This window comes from Pantoea sp. GM01, from assembly GCF_000282675.1.
Lineage (GTDB): Bacteria > Pseudomonadota > Gammaproteobacteria > Enterobacterales > Enterobacteriaceae > Pantoea > Pantoea nemavictus.
The window spans coordinates 29,026-49,321 of sequence record NZ_AKIU01000003.1 but is presented as its reverse complement, the minus strand read 5'-3'; the positions used below and the strand labels follow the sequence as shown (position 1 = coordinate 49,321).

At 49.7% G+C, this 20,296-nt stretch carries 20 protein-coding genes; 9 read left to right on the top strand and 11 right to left on the bottom strand.

All coding sequences use genetic code 11. The features are described from left to right. Positions 1 to 25: 25 nt before the first annotated feature. On the top strand, positions 26 to 922 hold the full coding sequence (locus PMI17_RS00810; protein WP_036619843.1) for an AraC family transcriptional regulator: 897 nt from the start codon (positions 26 to 28) through the stop codon (positions 920 to 922). 418 nt (positions 923 to 1,340) lie between these two features. On the opposite strand, the gene PMI17_RS00805 is transcribed toward PMI17_RS00810, so the two are convergent. From PMI17_RS00805 to PMI17_RS00795, 3 genes are all read right to left on the bottom strand, one after another. Next, positions 1,341 to 1,829, bottom strand: coding sequence for a GNAT family N-acetyltransferase (locus tag PMI17_RS00805; RefSeq protein ID WP_007885114.1), 489 nt, complete (start codon positions 1,827 to 1,829; stop codon positions 1,341 to 1,343). 201 nt (positions 1,830 to 2,030) lie between these two features. Beyond that, positions 2,031 to 2,453 (bottom strand): GNAT family N-acetyltransferase, encoded by a 423-nt coding sequence (locus tag PMI17_RS00800; RefSeq protein ID WP_036619826.1) that lies wholly within the window; start codon positions 2,451 to 2,453, stop codon positions 2,031 to 2,033. Between the two features lie 244 nt (positions 2,454 to 2,697). After that, the gene (locus PMI17_RS00795; protein ID WP_007885111.1) at positions 2,698 to 3,567 is read right to left on the bottom strand and encodes an AraC family transcriptional regulator; all 870 of its coding nucleotides are present in this window, start codon (positions 3,565 to 3,567) and stop codon (positions 2,698 to 2,700) included. 165 nt (positions 3,568 to 3,732) lie between these two features. Here PMI17_RS00795 and PMI17_RS00790 point away from each other — a divergent pair, with 165 nt between their 5' ends. The 3 genes from PMI17_RS00790 (at position 3,733) to PMI17_RS00780 (ending at position 6,259) form a co-directional block, all read left to right on the top strand. Further along, on the top strand, positions 3,733 to 4,485 hold the full coding sequence (locus PMI17_RS00790) for an SDR family NAD(P)-dependent oxidoreductase (protein ID WP_007885109.1): 753 nt from the start codon (positions 3,733 to 3,735) through the stop codon (positions 4,483 to 4,485). Positions 4,486 to 4,590: 105 nt separating this feature from the next. Beyond that, complete coding sequence (locus PMI17_RS00785) at positions 4,591 to 5,019, top strand: MFS transporter (protein ID WP_007885106.1); 429 nt, start codon at positions 4,591 to 4,593, stop codon at positions 5,017 to 5,019. Between the two features lie 328 nt (positions 5,020 to 5,347). Beyond that, a complete protein-coding gene (locus PMI17_RS00780; RefSeq protein WP_007885100.1) occupies positions 5,348 to 6,259 on the top strand; it encodes an alpha/beta fold hydrolase in 912 nt (303 codons plus the stop codon). A 178-nt stretch (positions 6,260 to 6,437) separates the two neighbouring features. On the opposite strand, the gene PMI17_RS00775 is transcribed toward PMI17_RS00780, so the two are convergent. Then, the gene (locus PMI17_RS00775) at positions 6,438 to 7,016 is read right to left on the bottom strand and encodes a TetR/AcrR family transcriptional regulator (protein ID WP_007885095.1); all 579 of its coding nucleotides are present in this window, start codon (positions 7,014 to 7,016) and stop codon (positions 6,438 to 6,440) included. Positions 7,017 to 7,194: 178 nt separating this feature from the next. Between PMI17_RS00775 and PMI17_RS00770 the strand changes: the two genes are divergently transcribed. The 3 genes from PMI17_RS00770 (at position 7,195) to PMI17_RS00760 (ending at position 9,368) form a co-directional block, all read left to right on the top strand. Then, on the top strand, positions 7,195 to 7,941 hold the full coding sequence (locus PMI17_RS00770; RefSeq protein ID WP_007885093.1) for an SDR family NAD(P)-dependent oxidoreductase: 747 nt from the start codon (positions 7,195 to 7,197) through the stop codon (positions 7,939 to 7,941). A gap of 207 nt (positions 7,942 to 8,148) precedes the next feature. Further along, entirely contained in the window at positions 8,149 to 8,640 is a 492-nt protein-coding gene (locus PMI17_RS00765; RefSeq protein WP_007885092.1) for a nuclear transport factor 2 family protein, read from the top strand. Further along, positions 8,640 to 9,368 carry an SDR family oxidoreductase gene (locus PMI17_RS00760; protein WP_007885091.1) on the top strand — a complete coding sequence of 243 codons (729 nt, stop codon included), beginning with the start codon at positions 8,640 to 8,642 and terminating at the stop codon, positions 9,366 to 9,368. Before PMI17_RS00765 ends, PMI17_RS00760 begins: the two co-directional genes overlap by 1 nt. A 409-nt stretch (positions 9,369 to 9,777) precedes the next feature. Here the strand turns inward: PMI17_RS00760 and PMI17_RS25270 are convergent, their stop codons facing one another. From PMI17_RS25270 to norV, 3 genes are all read right to left on the bottom strand, one after another. After that, on the bottom strand, positions 9,778 to 10,056 hold the full coding sequence (locus PMI17_RS25270; RefSeq protein WP_007885090.1) for a hypothetical protein: 279 nt from the start codon (positions 10,054 to 10,056) through the stop codon (positions 9,778 to 9,780). A 131-nt stretch (positions 10,057 to 10,187) separates the two neighbouring features. Continuing rightward, a complete protein-coding gene (gene norW, locus PMI17_RS00755; RefSeq protein ID WP_007885089.1) occupies positions 10,188 to 11,333 on the bottom strand; it encodes an NADH:flavorubredoxin reductase NorW in 1,146 nt (381 codons plus the stop codon). A 4-nt stretch (positions 11,334 to 11,337) separates the two neighbouring features. Then, positions 11,338 to 12,807 carry an anaerobic nitric oxide reductase flavorubredoxin gene (norV, locus tag PMI17_RS00750; protein WP_007885088.1) on the bottom strand — a complete coding sequence of 490 codons (1,470 nt, stop codon included), beginning with the start codon at positions 12,805 to 12,807 and terminating at the stop codon, positions 11,338 to 11,340. A gap of 458 nt (positions 12,808 to 13,265) precedes the next feature. Between norV and norR the strand changes: the two genes are divergently transcribed. Further along, positions 13,266 to 14,786, top strand: a complete 1,521-nt coding sequence (gene norR / locus PMI17_RS00745; RefSeq protein WP_007885086.1) for a nitric oxide reductase transcriptional regulator NorR — start codon at positions 13,266 to 13,268, stop codon at positions 14,784 to 14,786. 151 nt (positions 14,787 to 14,937) lie between these two features. On the opposite strand, the gene PMI17_RS00740 is transcribed toward norR, so the two are convergent. From PMI17_RS00740 to budA, 3 genes are read right to left on the bottom strand one after another with little or no spacing between them, the layout of a single operon-like run. Further along, positions 14,938 to 15,711: a (S)-acetoin forming diacetyl reductase gene (locus tag PMI17_RS00740; protein WP_007885083.1), complete on the bottom strand. Its 774-nt coding sequence runs from the start codon at positions 15,709 to 15,711 to the stop codon at positions 14,938 to 14,940. Positions 15,712 to 15,732: 21 nt separating this feature from the next. After that, complete coding sequence (gene alsS, locus PMI17_RS00735; RefSeq protein ID WP_007885082.1) at positions 15,733 to 17,412, bottom strand: acetolactate synthase AlsS; 1,680 nt, start codon at positions 17,410 to 17,412, stop codon at positions 15,733 to 15,735. Positions 17,413 to 17,426: 14 nt separating this feature from the next. Beyond that, positions 17,427 to 18,209, bottom strand: a complete 783-nt coding sequence (gene budA / locus PMI17_RS00730; protein WP_007885077.1) for an acetolactate decarboxylase — start codon at positions 18,207 to 18,209, stop codon at positions 17,427 to 17,429. 104 nt (positions 18,210 to 18,313) lie between these two features. On the opposite strand from budA, the gene PMI17_RS00725 reads away from it, so the two are divergent. Continuing rightward, positions 18,314 to 19,192: a LysR family transcriptional regulator gene (locus PMI17_RS00725; RefSeq protein ID WP_007885076.1), complete on the top strand. Its 879-nt coding sequence runs from the start codon at positions 18,314 to 18,316 to the stop codon at positions 19,190 to 19,192. A gap of 84 nt (positions 19,193 to 19,276) precedes the next feature. On the opposite strand, the gene PMI17_RS00720 is transcribed toward PMI17_RS00725, so the two are convergent. Further along, the gene (locus tag PMI17_RS00720) at positions 19,277 to 20,233 is read right to left on the bottom strand and encodes an AraC family transcriptional regulator (RefSeq protein WP_007885075.1); all 957 of its coding nucleotides are present in this window, start codon (positions 20,231 to 20,233) and stop codon (positions 19,277 to 19,279) included. Between the last annotated feature and the right edge of the window lie 63 nt (positions 20,234 to 20,296).

Sequence of the window (20,296 nt, the reverse complement as noted above, 5' to 3'; positions counted from 1 at the left end):
TACGGAGGCGTGCTATCAATCGCGGATGGAAAATAAATTACACGAACTAAGAGAGCTGGCTTCCGGAGCTGGAAATCAGCGGACAGAGACGGGAATACCGCGGGTGGCTATGGTGCAGGGAGAAATTCCTGAGCACAGACTTTCTGCTGTTTATGAGCCGATGATTAACCTGATTCTGACGGGTTCAAAAAGTATGTCTGTCGGTGGCAGGACCTTACACTATAATCCTGCAACTTACTTTGTGATGTCGGTAGACTTACCCGCTGTAGGTAATGTATTTCCTGATGACGTTACCAATGCACCTTATTTGGCCGTCAGTTTGACGCCCAAAGCTGAAATTATTGCAGACCTATTGGATAGTATTCCCAAAACCGGCACGGCTAATCTTTATCATTCAGGATTTTCGGTAGCGCCGGTAACGCAGGAATTACTGGATGCCTGGTTAAGGATGCTTAGCCTTATCAGAAAGCCAGATGAAATAGCCGCTCTGGCACCAGCGTATGAACGGGAAATTCTTTTTCGGGTACTGCAGGGACCAATGGGTTGGATGTTACGGGATATCGCTACGCCTGATACCCATCTTGCACGTATCTACAAGGTAATTAACTGGATTAAGACGAATTATGCGCAATCTTTGCGGGTGGAGGATCTGGCCGGAATGGCAGCACTAAGCGTATCCGCCTTTCATCGCCATTTCCGCGCTATTACCGCCCTCAGCCCAATGCAATACCAAAAACAAATTCGCCTGATGCAGGCCAGATATAAGCTTGCCACCTCCGGCGAAAATATTATGAATGTCGCGCTTTCGGTAGGCTATCAAAGCCACACTCAATTTAGCCGAGAATACGCAAGATATTTTGGACTGCCACCTTCAGCGGATATGAAAAAAATCTCACTTCAAAGGGCTAACACTTTTAATTAACGAGGGACAAATAGGACATTGATTTTCATCGCTGCATTCATTGCACTGCCAGTCGCATAAGGAAAAGAGAATGGTTAAGAATCGACTCGTGCATAAGTTGAGGATCCCGGAACGTGATGCTGGAAATAATTAGCGTTATAGGGTCCCGATAACGTCCACTTTTGGCACACAGCAGACATTTATAGTTACAAAGGCAAGGGCATTACGACTCTCACGTTAAACCCTTCAGTTAATCATGTCCAGAATATGAAGACTGAAATCATTGGAATGACTGATGGATATCCAATTCGCAAATCCCACCCCGGGCAACCCGGGGTTTGTTGAGCTAAGAACGCAGAGCATGGCTGAAGGATTTAATATGCTACGCAGGCTGGAAGAAAATTAGCTTAGCGGAAATAGTTTTAAATTACTTAGTCTGTTATTTAATATTCTTGTTCACAATGGCCTTACTCATATTGATACCCGTTACTCCATAACCGCTGCTCTCGTAGATATGGAGAGCACGAGCATTATCTCCAGCAACGCGAAGTCTAATCTCTTTAAAACCCTTATCCTGAAGATTCTCTTCAAAAGCGCTAAGAGTCTGTTTACCCAACCCCTCTCCTTGGTATGAATTGAAAATATGAAAATCATAAATAAACGCTGTGCGCATTCCCACATCTGGCTTGTACCAGAGATAGCCAACATGCCTTTGAGATACATCTAAGTTTTCGACAATAAACAGTAAAGTTTGCCCATGTGTATTCATTCCTTCTGGAAGCAATTCTGATATTTCCTGCCTGGCTCTCGCCAGCGAATCACTTCTGGACATCCGATAATTTGACGCTATCTCATCTGCATAATCAGAAATAAAATATTCAAGATAAGCAGGATACTCTTCTTGCGTCATTAAGCGAAATGAGACCATCTTTTAATCCTTATTTAGTAAGCTTATAGATAGAAAACAGCACGTTAATAGCCTAAACAACGATATAACGGTAATGTTATTAATTTAAAGAATAATAAAGTTACCGTGCGATCACCTGAGGTGACATCTCATTTTCCTTTAATGGCACAAAGCAGACAGCTGCAAGACAGGGTCCCATATGCGCGAAAAGCAGACATTATCTTATGTAGTTTTAGTTCGTTTCCAGACCCTTGCCATGCCTTCACTCACAGGGCTGACTCGCATGAAGCCAAATTTTTCGTACAACTCCGGCACATCAGCCATGAGAGTTACATAAGCACCATCACATGCATTTTTATCGAGCCAGTTTGCCAAACTTTCCATTAACTTGCGGCCCAGCCCTCTACCCTGATGCTCTGGATCAACAGCTACATCGACAATTTCCATATTAATGGCGCCGTCACCCACTATACGTCCCATGCCGACGACAGTATTCTGCCAGCATATATGTACACCATAACAGCTGTTAGGCAGCCCCAGACGGACACCCTCTGCGGTACGTGGCGTCAACCCTGAGATAATGCGTAAGCGGCAAAAATCCTCTACGGACGGAACAGTTTCAACAAGCTGATAGTAATCAGACAAAAGGGTATCCTCTGGTTTAGAGTCCACTTTTGAGCGCAGAGCGGACTGACTTGGGCACAAGGACCGATATGAGCGAAAAACGGACATTGCTGTAAACGACAAAGACTGTCGGCTGCGATATTCGTGCTGCAAGCTAAATAATTTTATTGACATCGGGAAGCAGGTCATGATGTTGAGTAAAATGCTGAATAAGGCATAAATACAACGTATATAGACTTTCCCCCTAAAACCTAATCAACATGCTTCAAACTCCCGGGGTTTTGAACCGGGCCACATCACGTGCGGGAGGCATGCCGAACATGCGCGCATATTCCCGGCTGAACTGAGAGACACTTTCATAACCGACGGAGAAGGCCACCGCGGCCGCTGCGTCTGACTCGAATAAGAGCTGCCGACGAGCCTTCAAAAGTCTGAGCCTTTTCTGATACTGGATCGGCGTCATGGCGGTAGCTGCTTTGAAATGGCGATACAATGCGGCAACGCTCATCCCAGCCAGAGCCGCAAGCTCTTCCACGAGGAAAGGTTCGGCAAAGTGTACGCGTATCCAGTCGATCGCCCGACGAACCTGTGACAGCCCGCTCTCAGCATGTGCGATTTGCCTGAGCATATTGCCGTGTGGGCCTTGAAAAATCCTAAAGAGTATTTCCCTTTCGATCATCGGCGCCAATATTCCCGCTTCGTCCGGGCGATCAACTAGCCGCATCATCCGGAGCCAGGCGTCCATCATTTCCGTTGACGCGGCAGTAGGCGAAAAATCGGGTTCACGAAGGATTGGCCGGGTATCGCAAAGGTCACCGAACATGGTCGCGATAACAACACGGTCTAAAGTCAAGCCAACAGCCAGAAAAGGCTTGTTCGGGCCATCGGAATGAATCTGTCCTATAGCCGGTACATCGATTGGGATAAGCGTGTAGGACGCAGGCTCGAACCAAAGAACCTGATTGCCAATAGAGAGGTTTTTAGTCCCCTGTAATACTAGGTGGAGCATCGGTTCATACAACTGGTCAGAGCACGCCTCTCCTCTGACCATCCTTACGCGCGGAATACCGGTAGCGGTCCATTCATTTTCAGCGCGCATCACTAAGTTGCGCAATTCATTAATTGTATCATTCATGCCGACCAATATACGCCAACGCTTCTGCGCTGCAATCAAACGAGAAGAATAGGCAACGATATGCGAAGATCAGGCACGTAAATGAGCGTGTGACCGCCTTAAAATAACTCTTGTCAATCGGGGCGATTTGCCTCGAGCACATACGTTAAACAAAAAGGTCACCAAATGAAGTTATCCGGAAAAGTCGCCATTGTAACGGGCGCGTCAAGCGGTATTGGCAGTGGCATCGCAAAAGCACTCGGAGCAGAAGGGGCTACTGTCATCGTGAACTATGCCAGTAACGAAAAGGGTGCTAACACCGTCGTCGCGTCAATAGAGGCTGCGGGAGGAAAAGCATTTGCCGTGCAAGCGGATATGAGCAAGTCGGCAGACGTCGTCCGTTTGTTTGACAAGGTTAAGGCGGACCATGGCAAGCTGGACGTTTTGGTCAACAATGCTGGTGTCGCCGTATTCGAAATGATCTCCGATATGACGGAAGATGCGTTCCACAAGCAATTCAACGTCAATGTTCTGGGCTACTTCCTGGCAATCAGAGAGGCGGTAAAACATTTTGGTGATGCGGGAGGGAGCATCATAAACATTAGTTCCATTCTAAGCACCGACCCTTACCTTGCCTCTAGTGTCTATTCAGCAACCAAAGGAGCGGTTGACACAATGACATTTGCGCTGGCTCGTGAGCTAGGACCGCGCGGCATTCGCGTAAACTCAATTTTGCCTGGTCATACCAATACGCCCGCAACCGACGGAAATTTCGCGGGAGAACTCGGGGTAAAGCTGCTTGCAGGAACACCATTGGGTCGCTTCGGCGAACCCACCGATATCGCACCCGTCGCAGTTTTTCTGGCATCTGAAGACTCCCATTGGGTAACGGGCGAATCCATCCGGGCTGCGGGTGGTGTGCGCGGCGTTGGCTACTAATCCTTGAATTCAAGCCGCCTAGACGGTGGCTTTCAATGTTTGATTGAACTCTGAAATCTCATTTTTCCAATCAGCACCCGAATCTCAATTCAGCATCTGATAGTGATGGCACTGATCGTTGGCGTGCATTTTTCAGTGCTGTTTATGCTCGTTCAGTATTTCCAACGTATCTTGGGCTATACGCCGATTGTTGCCGGCCTCGCCTACCTGCCCGTAACTATAACGGTGTTTGTGATCAGTCGTTTCGTGCCCAGGCTATTAGGTCATTTTGGAATTGGCAGGCTGCTTGTCAGTGGGAGCATGCTCGTTGCCGCCAGTCTACTTGGCTTGGCGATGATGGACGAGTACAGCACGTACTTCCCGGCCGTGCTTATCCCACTGTTTGTTCACGCCGTCGGCATTGCACTTGTGTTTGCGCCCAGAACGGTGGCGATTATGCGTGACGTACCCGCCGAGTATGCAGGTGCCGCATCCGGTTTACTTCAAACAAATCAGCAAATCAGCAAATCGGCGGTGCGCTTGGCATTGCAGTAGTTTCTTTCCGCGAGTAAGACAAAAACGATAATGACACTTGCAACTATAAACACGCAAATGTCCAAATGTTTGTATCTGTCAAAGACAGGGATATTTACCACATCATAAAATAATGTGCCGTAACGTCCGCTTTTGGCACGAAGCAGACATTGCAAGGCAGCTTCGCTATGAGTGAAAAGCGAACTAACGTTTATCCTGGCAGCGCGGAACTGTTACCGGCACATGCCAAAGTCTTTGTATCCATACCCTAATGATTTTATCTTTTATGATAAACCCTTCTGTAAGCTAACCCGGTTCATTAGGGATAAAAATAACAAGGACTAAACTCATGCCTACCGCAACTATTCGTGCCGCGCTTGGAGGGACTCTTTTATTGCTGTCAGTCTTAGTCTCAGCGTCCGCAACTCAGTCTATGTCTATACCTGCAGAGCATCCGAACTCGCAGCGTATCTCTGTACAGACGCAAGGCTCAGGAGCGGATGTCATATTAATTCCGGGGTTGGCATCGTCACGCGAAGTTTGGGGCGATTTAGCATCAGGTTTACGTAAGAGCCACCGCATTCATCTTATAGAACTTGCGGGCTTTGCGAGTACGCCTGCCATTGCCAATCCTGACGGGAAGGTCATCGCTCCGGCAGTTGATGCCATCGCTGATTACATTCAAAGCCAGCACATCAAAGCACCGGTAATTATTGGCCATTCTCTTGGGGGAGAAATAGCAATATTGCTGGCGGCCCGTCATCCCGACCTGGTCGGTCGTTTGATGATCGTCGATGCGTTGCCGTTCTATATGCTGATGATTGACCCTGCGGCGACCAGCGAAACTGCAGCCCCACGTGCTACTGCTACGCGGGATTGGCTATTGGGGCAGTCGCCAGAGCAAATGGCAGAGTTTCAGAAAGCATCCATAGCCCGTCTGGCTAAGACCGAGTCGGAGAGGCCAGCTTTGGTGACTGCGGGGATTAATTCTGATCGCAAAACAGTGGCGGATGCCGTGTATGAATTAATGATTACCGATCTGCGTCCCGAACTTGGTCGCATTAAAGCGCCGATTGAGGTCATGTACGCATATGACACCTTATTCGGGATTCCTGCCGCCAGCGTGGATGCGATGTACCGTCAGGCCTATGCTTCTGCGCCAGATATTCAGTTCACACGTATCGATAACAGTTTTCACTTTATTATGCTGGATCAGCCAGAACGGTTTTCCAACGAAGTAGAGTCATTCTTAAATCAATAGATGCTGCTGCACATCAGGTCGGCTGTGAGAGAAAAGCAGCCGCTCTTGTTTTCAATAACGATGTATAAGTTATCCACTTACCCCTGAAGGTGATGAATAATTAGGGGGGATGGGATTTTAAATAATAACATAACCTTTTTAGAGAACGGATTAATATAGGCGACCCAAACGCTCAATATTATTTAACATGTGCGGAAACAACCTGAGAAGACATTTTTGCTGTTTCTATGAGTCTGCGTTGAGACATGCCCTGATAGGCTGCAGCAGATAACCCTTTCAGTGTCACCACAATAAAGTCTGTAAGGCATTCAGCTGATTGTGGACACTTAGCCTTAAGCCAATTATGAATGGCTGTAGTTCCTGGCTGAGCTATCTTACAGGCGACTTCCCGGGCATCTTTATCATCAGCGCGCATGCCCTCAGTAACCAAACAACCACGCTGATGCGCATGACGCCCGTATTGTCTGGCTGCTGCAATAAGCAAAGCTTCCACACCTTCCGCAACAGATTTCTCGGGTGATAAAAGTTTATCTAGAGGAAGCGCGCTCTCCTGTGCGTAACGTTCCAGTGTCCTCTGGTATAAACCCACCTTACTGCCATATGCAGCATAAAAACTGGGTGGCTTAATGTTCAACGCCTGAGTCAGGTCAGCAATGCTCACTGCGTCATAGCCATGTTCATGAAATAGCGCCTGTGCAATGGCCACACCAGCCTCGCGATCAAAAGCAGGGCGTCGCTGCCTGTTTATCTGTGTCATCTCGCCTCCTAAATGCTATTTATATAGTAACCGCTAAATGATAAAGCATCAAAGGTTAAATTTATGTAATTGAATTTAATCGATTTATAAATAGCCATTAAAATAAAGCTTGTGCATGAATCTTTTTCTATGTAGTGATCACTACATGTTCAATCACTACCAGAAAGGAAACATCACCATGCCTCAGTCATTCCAGAACAAAATCGCAGTTGTAACCGGTGCGTCATCCGGCATCGGTCTGGGTATCGCGCAAGAGCTTGCCGCACGCGGTGCAACCGTAATCATTACTGGCCGAAATAAAAATAAACTTGAGTCGGCAGTCAGTACTTTAGGCCCTGATGCGAGTCAGGTTCAGCTGGATGTTTCAAGCCTCCCCGATCTGGATACATTTTATGAGCAGATTAAATCCCGATTTGGTCGCATTGATATTTTAATCGCTAATGCTGGCATGGGAGAAATTGAACCACTCGGGCAAATTACTCCCGAGAAGTTTGATCGTCAGTTCACCACCAACGTAAGAGGTATTACATTTACCGTGCAGAAAGCCTTACCGCTGATGAAACCCGGTAGCAGCATTGTTATTACAGGATCGACGGCCTCAATTAATCCCGGGGAGGGGATGAGTATTTATGGCGGTACCAAGGCCGCATTACGCGCAATGGTACGTAGCTGGATACTGGATATCAAAGGTTCAGGCGTTCGCATAAATGTTCTCAGTCCCGGCCCGGTTGATACGCAGTCTTTACGCGACTTCCTGCCACAGCCTGTGGACGTAATTTTACAATCGTTAAGAGACCGCAGCCCAATCGGGCGCATTGGGAAGATAAGCGAAATTGCAAAAGCGGTTGCTTTCCTTGCCAGTGAGGATGCCGCCTATATCAATGGCGCTGAAATATTTTCTGATGGTGGTGCATCGCAGATCTAATATTTTAATGTAACGCAGAGGCTAACAATTATATCTCATCTGCCGAGTGACGTTGTTCATCATTTAATGTGAGCAATACATTCGCTGCACTGCTGGGCTGAAGGTGTCAATTACACGCTTTCTGTGTCTGCTATCAAATAAAGTTAATTATATCCGTTCGCTTTTAAAAGAATGTGGAATTTAATCCTATCCTGAGGAGTTCTAATCATGACTAACTTTAACAAAGTTGAAAATATTCAAAATTATATCGATGAATTACAAATACAGCGTTTGCTGGCTATCTATGTCCACAATCTGGATGATGGGAAATTTGCCGAAAACGCTGAATTGTTCAAGCATTCCGAATTTATCGTTTTAAGTGATACTGCGCAGGGTCGCGAAGAAGTTGAACAATTTCTTATCCATGGCGTTCAGCGCCATGAATACGGAACGCCCCGGACGTCGCATAACGTTTCTAATGCACTGATAGACATCTCGCCGGCCGGTAATACAGCAACGAGCGTCAGCTATTTCACCGTTCATCAGGAGCTGGATGGATTTTCATTGCAGCCAATTTGCACTGGACGCTATTTCGACAGTTTTGAGAAACATGACGGCCAGTGGCGCTTCACATCCCGCAACGTTGTTCCGCGTTTGATGGGTAATCTTCAGTTCCATGTTGGCAACTCTGCCGCCCGTTCACAGGCTGAGGAGGCGTAGTGGACACTGATAAGAACGCTCTCGTTACCGGAGCCAATAAAGGTATTGGTTTTGCAATCGTCAAAGGTCTGGCAAAGGCCGGTATGACCGTCTGGATGGGCGCGCGCGACCGCAGGCGGGGTGAAGACGCCGTTGAACGCTTAATCCAGGAAGGTCTTGACGTCAGACTACTTGAACTGGATGTCTCGGATGAAGCAAGCGTGACCAATGCCGTTAATGAACTCTCGCGTAAAGTCGCATCACTTGATGTCCTTATTAATAATGCCGGCATCATCAATGATATTCATATCCCACCAAGCCAGGTTAGTATTGAGGATATGAAAGCGGTGTATGAAGTTAATCTGTTTGGCCCGATTCGGGTGACACAGGCTTTCCTACCTCTGCTTAAAGCGTCCAGCAATGCCCGGATTGTCATGATGGGCAGCGGCGTAGGATCCTTAACGCTAATTACCGATCCGACTTCAATATATTCAAGCGTAAACCTGTTAGGTTACACCTCTTCAAAGGTTGCTCTGAACGCTGTTACCGTTTCATTCGCGAAAGAACTCGAACCTATGGGTATTAAAGTCAATGCCGTTGAACCCGGCCATGTGCAGACCGATTTAAATGGCAATACGGGTTTTCTGACGCCAGATGAAGGAGCCATTACGGCCATAAAAATGGCATTAACGGAATCAGATGGGCCGACGGGTGGTTTTTTTGGTAGCCATGGTCGTCAGCCCTGGTAGTGGAGTTCTTGTTGGATATTTGCTGGCTTAACCGAAGCTGATGAGTAAGTTGTATAACAGCTAAAGCCGGGGAATGAATGGCCGACATTTCATCATTCTCTGAATGGCTGTGCTTAGCAAAAGAACACCGAGAACCATGGATGATAAAAAGGCGTTATGTGCAAGGATGCACCTGCCAGCCTCTAAAAGCTGTGAAGCAAGGGACGCGCATTATACAACGATTGTACAGATTACAGGTTTTGTCAGAGGCATAACGGCGAAAGGCCTAAACAACGGCAAGGCACAGTCTGTTTTTTGATAACGCCAATACAAAGATAAACATCGCGGCGTTTAATCCACGGCAACATTCATTAATGTCCGCTATTGGCACTGATTGAAACTTATAAAAATGCGGCTTAGGTGTTGTTTATTATTCAGCCACAACCTTTATGCCTTCTGCTGGCTCCCACGCATTCCACATCTCCCAAAATATCGCAGCAACGACCTCCTTGAGCATTCCAGGTGGGAACGTTTTACGCTGAGAAATCGTTCCAATACTTGCATCAATGCGTGCATCAACGTCACATGTTCCCATATTCATGGCGAAGGAATCACAGTGCATGGTTAACCAAATAATTCTCCCACAGGTGCAAGAGGAGGGGTTATGCAGGGTAATATTGGTTACTGCTGGGGCTTCAGGCATATTCATTGTGCCACAACCTTTGATATTAAGTTGGAAGCAATGGCCGGTGGATTACCGGCCTGGTAGATGTAAGGACCATCGTCGCTTTAATTAGCGAACCTAAATGCGTCCGATCGTCTGTTAATAAAATGCTTGGGTTAAGATGTGCCCGAAAGTTTGATGTCTTTCAACATACTGAATGCCAGCTTCATATGCTCTTCGCTGACAACAAATGCCCGTAATGCCCCGTCTTCATCACGGCCTTGAGCAATAATGCCTGACGGGGATAACGCCATATCCCAATGATAAGCTGCATTCGCTGGATCGCCCGCCAGGTGAAGCGGCATATCCGGCGTTTTAACCTTGATCAACATGGCTGGCAGCATCAGTTTGGCGTCGTGACCGGTAAGGTTTTTAGCCAGCGTCATTGCCGCAAGGGTAGCGGGCTGCAGATAGGGCATCAGTTTTCCCTGAATCTCTGCACAATCACCCAAGGCGTAGACATCGGTAGCCGAGGTGGCGAGAGTGTCATCAACCACAATTCCACGACGTGTTTCGATTCCCGCACTCTGCGCCAGCGTAAGATTAGGGCGTAAGCCAATGGCACACACCACGGCGTTAAAAATCCTCCGTTGTCCGTTACTGAACGTTGCCTCCAGTAAATCTTCATGCCGTGAGATTTTGGTAAGTTCATGCCTGAAGAGAAACTCTACTCCGTTGTTCATCAAACGGTTTTGCAGACGAGCACTGATTTCCGGCGGTAACAGCGCCGAAAGAAGGCCGTTACTGCGGTCCATTACCGTTACTGCTTTACCTGCACGGTTAAAATCCATCGCGAGTTCTGTGCCGATGAGACCCCCGCCGACCATCAATATTCGATGCGCATCTATCAGCGCGTTGTCATAGCGGCGGTATTCCTGCTGACTGTTCAGCGTGAAGATCAGATCACTGCCTTCTATCGCCGGTACGATGGCCTCGGCACCAGTAGCAAGCACCAACTTGCCATAGACGTAATCGCCAGCGGGAGTTCTGATAACCTTTGCTGCCGTATCAATGCGCGAAACCGTGGTAAAAGGATGCAGCATGATGTTCTGGTTTTCCGCCCACTCTGCTGCGGTTTGTCGAGTGAGTGCCTCAGCGCGATAACCCATACTGAAAACATGACTGAGTTCGGGCTTGTTGTATTCATCACAGCTATCGGCCGCAATGATGCGAATCGGCACATGTTTATCCAGATGCCGGATGTTTTTGACCAGCTGGCGGGCGGCGAAGCCTGAGCCAACAATCACAATGTCTGCTGACATGGACTCAGCCCTCGTAAGGATCAAACACGGATTTGCCCAGCGCGCATCCAGGGCATAAGAAATCGTCTGGCACGGCTTCCCATGCGGTTCCGGGTAGGACATCCTGGTTTGGTTCGCCTTCGGCCGGGTCGTAAACCCACTGACAAACCGTACAAATCATTTTCTGCCCGATGTCTTCACCCGCTTCTACCACACCGACGCCACCCTGGTTTGTGGGTGCGGAAGCTGCCATAACCGCAGCGGCGGTATTCGCTGCAACGACGGTTACTGGCAGCGGCGAGAGCACCCATTCACGGGCGATTTTGCGGCCATGCTCGCGGCACTCTTCCAACGCGGAGAGGTCGGGACGCCACTTGGTTTTGAGCGCAATCGTCATATCAAAACCGGCATCCTGCAGGCGAGTGGCAACGCGATCCACCGCTCCGCCAGTCCAGCCATAAGAACCGAACGCGGAGGCGCGTTTATTGCGGAATTTCAGGCCGGTAATCTCTTCCAGCATGCCCGCCACCTTCGGCATCATCACATTGTTCATGGTGGAGGAACCGACCAAAATGCCCTTGGAGCGGAAGCAGGAGGTGATGATTTCGTTTTTGTCGTGGGTGGAGACGTTGTAAACCTTCACGGCAACGCGCGGATCGGTTTCGCGGATACCTTCGGCGATCGCATCCGCCATCATGCGGGTGTTGTTAGACATGGCGTCGTAGAACAGGGTGATGCGATCTTCCTGGTAATCCGCAGCCCATTGCAGGTACAGCTCTACAATCTGGGTGGGTTTATCGCGCCACACCACGCCATGCGAAGTCGCAATCATGCTGACCGGCAGATTAAAGCCGAGTATCTCATTGATTTTTGAGGTAACCAGACGCGCAAAAGGCGTCAGGATATTGGAGAAATAGCGCTGGCATTGATCAAATAGTTCGTGTTGGTCAACTTCATCGTTAAACAGATGTTCATCGCAGTAATGCTGGCCGAAGGCGTCATTACTGAACAGCACGGCGTCCTCTGTCATGTAAGTCATCATGCTGTCTGGCCAGTGCAACATCGGGGTTTCAACAAAGATCAGTTTTTTGCCGTTGCCGAGATCAAGCGAATCACCGGTTTTAACCACGTTAAAATTCCATTCGGGATGGTGGTGATGACCATTGATGGAATCAACGCCGTTAGCGGTGCAGTAAATCGGCGTGTTTGGAATCAGCGCCAGCAGTTCGGCGAGTGCGCCTGAATGGTCTTCTTCTGCATGGTTAATTACGATGGCATCGATTTTTTTCAGGTCGATTTCTTCTGCCAGATTCTTAACAAAATCAGTACGGAATTTCAGATCAACCGTATCGATCAGGACGTTCCTGGCTTCGCGAATAAGATAGCTGTTATAGCTGGTGCCCCGTTGCATCTTGTACTCTTTGCCGTGAAAGTGCTCAACTTCCCAGTCACGTTTGCCGACCCAAAAAATGTTGTTTTTTACGTGAATATTCATTTGATGCCCTGTTAGCGTAAGTTGGTTTCACAATCGTTGTGCATCAAGCGTGCCAATATTTAAGTTACTCATATTTATATGTTTACATATTGGATGTTGTTTAAATTACAATAACCAGTTTTGTGTTAGTGACAACTAATTGTATTAATGACAATTTACAGGCATAAAAAACCCGCCGCAGCGGGTTATATATTCAGTGCAATTAACAGCGCCGGTGGATAGATAATGCCGCTGCCCAACGCAGGGCATCCGCGGCCGATGCAATTTGCTAAGCGCTAAGCGCCTGACTGTTTTGTTGTTCTGACACGGTGATACTCCTGAGCTACATTATCTAATCTAATGAGGCATATTCCGTGCCATAACATAACACATTGATTTTAATCAAATGGATAATTGCATGTTGTGTAAAATACAATGTCTTTGCTTGTCTTTGAGACAATTCATGTGCGGGTGACAATATGACTCTTTCTGTTCAGACGCTGGCGGCACTGGCTGTTGATATTCAAAATGGAGTGCATGGCCGCGACCGGTTTATGCGGATGATTAACAGCATCCACGGCGCGCTAAACTGTGACGCCACCGCGCTATTACGTTATGAGAATCAGCAGTTTCGTCCGCTGGCCACCGCGGGTCTGGCACCGGATGTGATGGGGCGGCGATTCAATCTCGATGCTCATCCACGACTTGAGGCCATTGCGCGGGCTGGCGATGTGGTGCGCTTTCCCGCCGACAGTGATTTACCCGATCCCTATGATGGATTGATTCCCGACCAAGGCGATTTACACGTCCACGCCTGCGTCGGCATGCCACTTTTTGTTGGGCAAACGCTGATCGGCGCCCTGACGCTGGATGGCATTAACGCTACTCAATTTGATGATTACAGCGATGAAGAGTTACGGGTGCTGGCGAGCCTGACGGCGGGCGCACTGAATAATGCCTTGCTGATGGAGCGTTTAGAAAAACCCGCCTCATCCTTTACACCGCCACCACACCGGCCCGAAGAGAGTGAGGAGGTGGAGATCATCGGTGATTCGACGGCGTTAGCGCATCTCAAACAACAGATTGGTGTGGTTGCTCCTTCCGATCTCAGCGTGTTGATCATGGGCGAAACCGGCACCGGTAAAGAGTTGGTTGCTCAGGCCCTTCACCAACATTCTCATCGCGCAGCGCGGCCGCTGGTTTATCTCAACTGTGCAGCCCTGCCGGAAAGCGTGGCGGAGAGCGAGCTGTTTGGCCACGTCAAAGGGGCGTTCACCGGCGCCATTCACGATCGGCCGGGCAAATTCGAATTGGCGGATAAAGGGACGCTGTTTCTTGATGAGATTGGAGAGTTGCCGCTTTCGCTGCAGGCCAAGCTGCTACGCGTGCTGCAGTATGGCGATCTGCAGCGAGTGGGCGAAGATAAGCCGCTTACCGTGGATGTGCGCATTATCGCCGCAACCAACCTCGATATGCGCAAGGCGGTGACCGATGGCAAATTCAGGGCTGATCTTTATCATCGCCTTAGCGTCTTCCCGCTGTTCGTCCCGTCGCTGAATGAACGTCGTGACGATATCGTACTGCTAGCGGGCTATTTCTGTGAAAAGTGTCGGGTAAAATTTGGCCTGTTGAGCGTTGCGTTAAGTGCTGGCTGCCGCGCTATGCTGCAAGCCGCAAGCTGGCCGGGAAATGTGCGCGAGCTGGAACATGCTATATATCGTGCCGTGATCATCGCGCAGGCCGAATCACGCAACGGCGAAGTCATTCTGCTTCCACAACATTTTCAACTGCAGGATGGCGGAACCGTTCATGCAGAGCCGATCAAAACGTTGCTAACCACGCCAGTGGTGAACCTCAGCGAGGCGACGCGTAAATTTCAGTACGACTACATTAAACAGGTTTATGAAAGCTGCGATCGGGTGTGGGCTAAGGCGGCTAGAAAGCTGGAATTGGATCCCGGTAATCTTCATCGGCTGGCAGTCAAATTGGGACTGAAATAAAGGGTGATGTTGATCGCAAAGATAAAATAGGTTACCTGCCGTTTAGCCAGGAAGACGCGCAACTGTTCTTCCGATGGAATGAGATGCATAGGTAAATACTCATGGCTAATAACTTACCCGCATTGTAGTGCGGGTAAGCACGATCACTGAATCAGTTGAATACCATACCGCCGTCGATTAATAGCGATTGCCCGGTCATGTAATCGGAGTCGGGTCCCGCCAGAAATGCAACGCAGGCGGCTACATCTTCCGGCTCAGATAGGCGGCCCAGAGTAATACGTTTGGCAAACTCCTCAGTACCATACCCGGCCGGTTTACCTGCCGCTTCTGAAATTTGTTTGTCGATGGATTGCCACATAGGAGTGTTAACAATGCCGGGACAGAATGCATTAACCGTGATGCCTTTAGGCGCAAGATCCTTGGCCGCTGTCTGCGTAAGCCCGCGAACGGCAAACTTGCTGGAACTGTATACGGCAAGTTCCGGGTTGCCTACATGTCCTGCCTGAGAGCAGGCATTAATGATTTTGCCGCCGTGATTCTCCGCGGCGAAAGCGTTGATCGCCGCCTGCATTCCCCAAATCACCCCCTTGACGTTGACGTTATAGACCTTATCCACAATCTCTTCGGTGATATCGCTGATGGGTGTTGATGGCGCAATACCGGCATTGTTCACAATCACATTGAAATCGCACAGCGCATGGCGTGCCTCTTCAACAGCGTGAAATACCTTGTCGCGTTGGCTGACATCAACCTGCAGCGCCAAAGCCTTTCCCCCCGAGCGGATAATCTCATCAGCGACATGCTGCGCTGTTTCAAGATTGAAATCCGCGATGGCAACGGCAAAGCCGTCTTTTGCCAGGCGTAAGGCGATGGCAGCGCCAATGCCCTGGCCGGCACCGGTCACAAATGCGACTCTGTTTTTCATAATGGCATCCTTGATATTTATTTAAAGAAGTTGACTGAGGTGTAACTGACTCATCAGCAATGGGTTATCGCTGTAGTCGACCGGAATAGCGACCACTGCCGGGCCATTGACATCCATGGCTCTGCGCAACGTTGGCTCCAGTTCAGCAGCACTGTTTATTGAGAAGCCGGCAGCGCCGAACGCTTCGGCATAGGCTTTAAAATCAACCGGGCCAAAATTGACACCTGAAATGCGCTGATACTTTTTCTCTTCCTGCATGGCAACCATGTTGTAGGCGTTATCGACCCAGATGATGTGCAGAATATTGGCCTTGAGCCTGACGGCAGTTTCCAGCTCCATGCTTGATTGTAAAAATCCGCCATCACCGGAGACCGATACAATTTTGCGTGAGGGATCAACCAGCCATGCACCGATAGCCCAGGGCAGGGCGACACCCATGGTCTGCTGACCATTGGAGATCATGATTTGGCGCGCGCGGAAACTATACAGATATCGCGCAATCCAGATGTGAAAGCTTCCCATGTCAACGGTAAGGCTGATGTCAGCGTTAATGATGTCCTGCATCGCGCGCACGATGCGCAGTGGATGCAGTGCAAACTGATTTAAGCTGGCGCCTTGCAGTGCCAGTAATTGCCGTTGCTGCTGCCGATCTTCCAGCACAGAAGCTGCGCTGTTACTGAGCTGAAGCGGCGCGGTGATGCGGGTGGCAATCTTGCTTACGGTCTGGGCAATGTCGCCGACCAGTTCTGCGTCAGGCAGGTAAAGGTTATCCGTATCAGCTGGCAGCACATCAATATGGACCAGCAAAGCTTTGCCGCTGTTCCACATTGCCGGCTCATACTCAACCGGGCTGTACCCGATAGTGATGATCAGGTCTGCCTGCTGTAATAGACGGTCTCCGGCCTGGTTGTTAAATAGTCCAACACGTCCGGCAAACCGTGAGAAGTTCTCCTGTCTGACGGCACCTGCGGCCTGGTAAGTACTGGTGACCGGGATCTGGCTTGTCGACAGTAATTCATGAATTGCAGCACTGTTTTCTGGCTGACTGGCCATCAGGCCCAGCAGAATGACCGGATTTTTTGCCCGAGTGATCTCCTGGCTGACCGCCTCAATCAGGGCATCGGGTGCGGCGCCCAGCTTGATGTGTCCATTGCTGTGCAAAGGGCTGCCGGACACAGGCTGGTCGACAATATCCTGTGGCAGGCTGATAAATGTGCCGCCGCCGCGTCCGTTTTCAGCATGACGAAATGCATTGGAGACACATTCAGTTAGCGCGGAGGGAGAGGTGACCTCAACAGCATATTTTGTGACCGGGCGAAACATCGAAACGGTATCCAGGCTTTGGTGAACCTGTTTGGCGCTATCCGATCGTTTTACCGCTCCGCCAATGGCCACCACCGGATCGCCTTCGCTGGTGGCGGTTGCCATGCCGGTAACCAGGTTCGAACAGCCGGGTCCGGAGGTCACGAGTGCAACACCTGCATGCCCTGTGAGTCGGCCTACTGCTGCGGCCATAAAGGCAGCATTAGCTTCATGTCTGACAGGGATCAGTTGAATGGGTGAATCCACCAGCGAATCAAACACTTTATCGATCTTGGCTCCGGGGATGCCAAACACGTGATTAACCCCCTGCGCTTCAAGTTGTGCGACAACTAAATCGGCGCCGCTGTTCCAAATAGTGTTGGTTTTTAACGTTTTCATAGTGACCTCTACGGTTAGCTTTCAACGGCCCGAATGGCTTCATCAAGATTGTGAGGATTGAGCTCTGCCTGGAGGAATTCGGTATCCCGGGGGAGATCAATCACCAGCTTGCTAATCGCGCCAAAGGTCAGCGTTCCCTCCTCGAGCACATAGTCGAGGATGTGTCCGCCGCCTTGCCGGTCATCCGTAATAAAGTGCTCGTGATAACCGGCCACGTTAATCCCCTGCATGTACTGCGGCGTCCGGAAGCCAATCAGTTCACCCGGGGTCTGTTTGAATGCGAAGGTTGGCTGATCGCCTAGCACCTCAGGCATCGAGCGATAAGGGCGGCACTGACAGGGAACGGTACGAGTCTGAACCGCCTGGAAGCGGCCACTGATGCGCATGGCGCAGAACTGATTGTCTGAAGTAATTTTACTGTCGATAACCCGGTGAACCTCTTCTCGCGTCGCGGTTCCGCTGAAGCGGTGATGATGTTCCGGTTTGAAAAAGGTCATTACTGCAAACGGCGTTTGTTGCTCAGGTTTGGCAGGATTGGCGCTGCCATCGGAGCGTAACTGATAGACTTTGCTGTCGAAGGCGATAAGTTCGCCATCAAGCTGGTTGAACGTACCCAGACCAAAATCGCCTTTGTTTAATAAGTCCGACACCGTGGTGGATCCGTCATAAACACCACTCAGCAGCGCGCTCATCAGGGAGGTCTGATAGATAACCTTTTCTGGTGAATCATCATGGAGTTTTAAGACGGTCTCTTTCAGCTGTTCCTCGCATGAACAGTCAGATACAAAATTACACATTTGCCACCTCGCAAACCAATAGTTAAGCCGTGTTAATATCATGGTGGGCTTTTTGGCCTACGGAATCCAATAGCGAAACCTGTTAACTTTGAGACGTATTTGATATGGAACTTCGCCATCTGCGTTATTTTGTAGCCGTTGCAGAGACGCTACATTTCACCCGTGCCGCGGAGATGTTGGGCATTTCTCAGCCGCCGCTGAGCCAGCAAATCCAGCGGCTGGAACACGAGATTGGGACACCGTTACTGAAACGTTTGACGCGCGGTGTTGAGCTTACCGACGCGGGCAGGGCATTCCTGAATGATGCCGCAGAGATTGTGCAGCTGGCTGACCATGCGCTCAAGAAAGCCCGAGGCATGGCGCGGGGCATAAGCGGGCAGATGTCGCTGGGGTTCGCCAGTTCAGTCGCCTTCTGTGCACCGGTGTTTGATCTTATTCACCGTTTTAAAACACGTTATCCGGCGATGGAGCTCATCACGCGTGAAGAGAACATGGCTTTACTGATGCAGGATTTGCGGGATGGATTGCTGGATGCGGCGTTTATTCGCCTGCCGTGTGAAAGCAGCAAAGCGTTCAACCTGAAGGTTATCGCTACTGAGAGAATGATGGTTGCGTTACCTGTGGGTCATGCATGTAGCCATCTGCACACCATTGCGTTATCACAGCTGGTGGATGAAACATTGATTATGTTTCCGCGTGAAGTCGCTCCCAGTCTCTATGAGCTGATCGTCAGCACGTGTCTGCGTGCGGGGTTCATAACGACACGATTTATTCAGGCGCCACAGATTACGTCGTCTCTCGGCATGGTGGGCGCAGGTTGCGGAATCGCGCTGGTACCAGAGTCAATGTGCTGCGTGAACAACCCACACATCACGTTTTGTGAAATAGAGAATAACACTCTGTTCACCGATATCGCTTTTGCCTGGCGACGCAATAATCCCTCCAGGACAGTAATGCATTTGCTCAATTTAATTAATACGTGAAATCAGGCATTTTATTCAGGTCATAATGATGCCCAATATTAAATATCACTCTAAGCGCTGAATAAAAATCCGACCTGAAATGCCTCAGCTCGGAATACGCAGTGTACCGGGAGATTTGCCTGTCACGCGTTTAAATGCCCGACTGAAAGCGGCTTGCGAGGAGTAACCTAAGCGTTGTGATGCAGCGTCGATGGTGATTTTTTCTGACGACAACCAGCGGATAGCCAGTTGCATGCGCACTTCCGTTGCATATCGCAGGGGAGGTATACCGATTGTTGCCTGAAACCTCTCCGCGAATGCGGATCGGGAGATATGCGATTCAGCGGCGAGCTCTGCCACACTCCAATCCCGAGCCGGTTCGCGATGAATGGCCAGAATGGCGCGGGCCAAACGCGGATCACGCAGGGCCGCTGCCAGTCCTGAGCTATTATCACAACCGTTTTCCACCCAACCCCTGATAAACATCGCGGCAACGACATCGGCCAACCTGGCAAGGATGCCGGCATAGCCCATGCGTCCGGAGCATATCTCGCGTTTCATCGCATCAAGTATATGCATGAGTCCAGGCCAGTGAGTGCCCTGTGCATCGGCAAGCATAATTTCAGGCATCGCCCCTGCTAGCCGCTGCATGCTGCCTAAGTTGATCTCCATGCAACCAAAAAACATCACCGCACTGGGCGTCTCTTGGGTGCTGGGACAACTATCCAGTCCACTCACGTTGTCATCCAGTGGTGCTGTCTCTAAATCATCGATATTCATCACTTCAACGGTGGTTGCCGACAACAGCTGATGCTCTATGCCGTGGGGAATAAAGACCGCTTCACCCGCTGAAAGCGTAAGACAATGGCCACCTGGGGTTCTAAGCAGCACATCTCCCACGGCAACATAGTGCAAATAAGCGTGACCAGGCCGACTGACAAAGTTCAAACCAAAGGTATTGCCAGTCTGTATACGCCGATACTGCACGCCATGTAGCCGCAGACCTGCAAGCAGTTCACTGATGAGTTCAGACGAGAGGGCAAAGGGATTGGTCGCGTTCATATTCGGGTTTTGGGTTAAAAACTGAGGGTTTTAGAGCATAGATCATCCACGCCCGCCTGCATA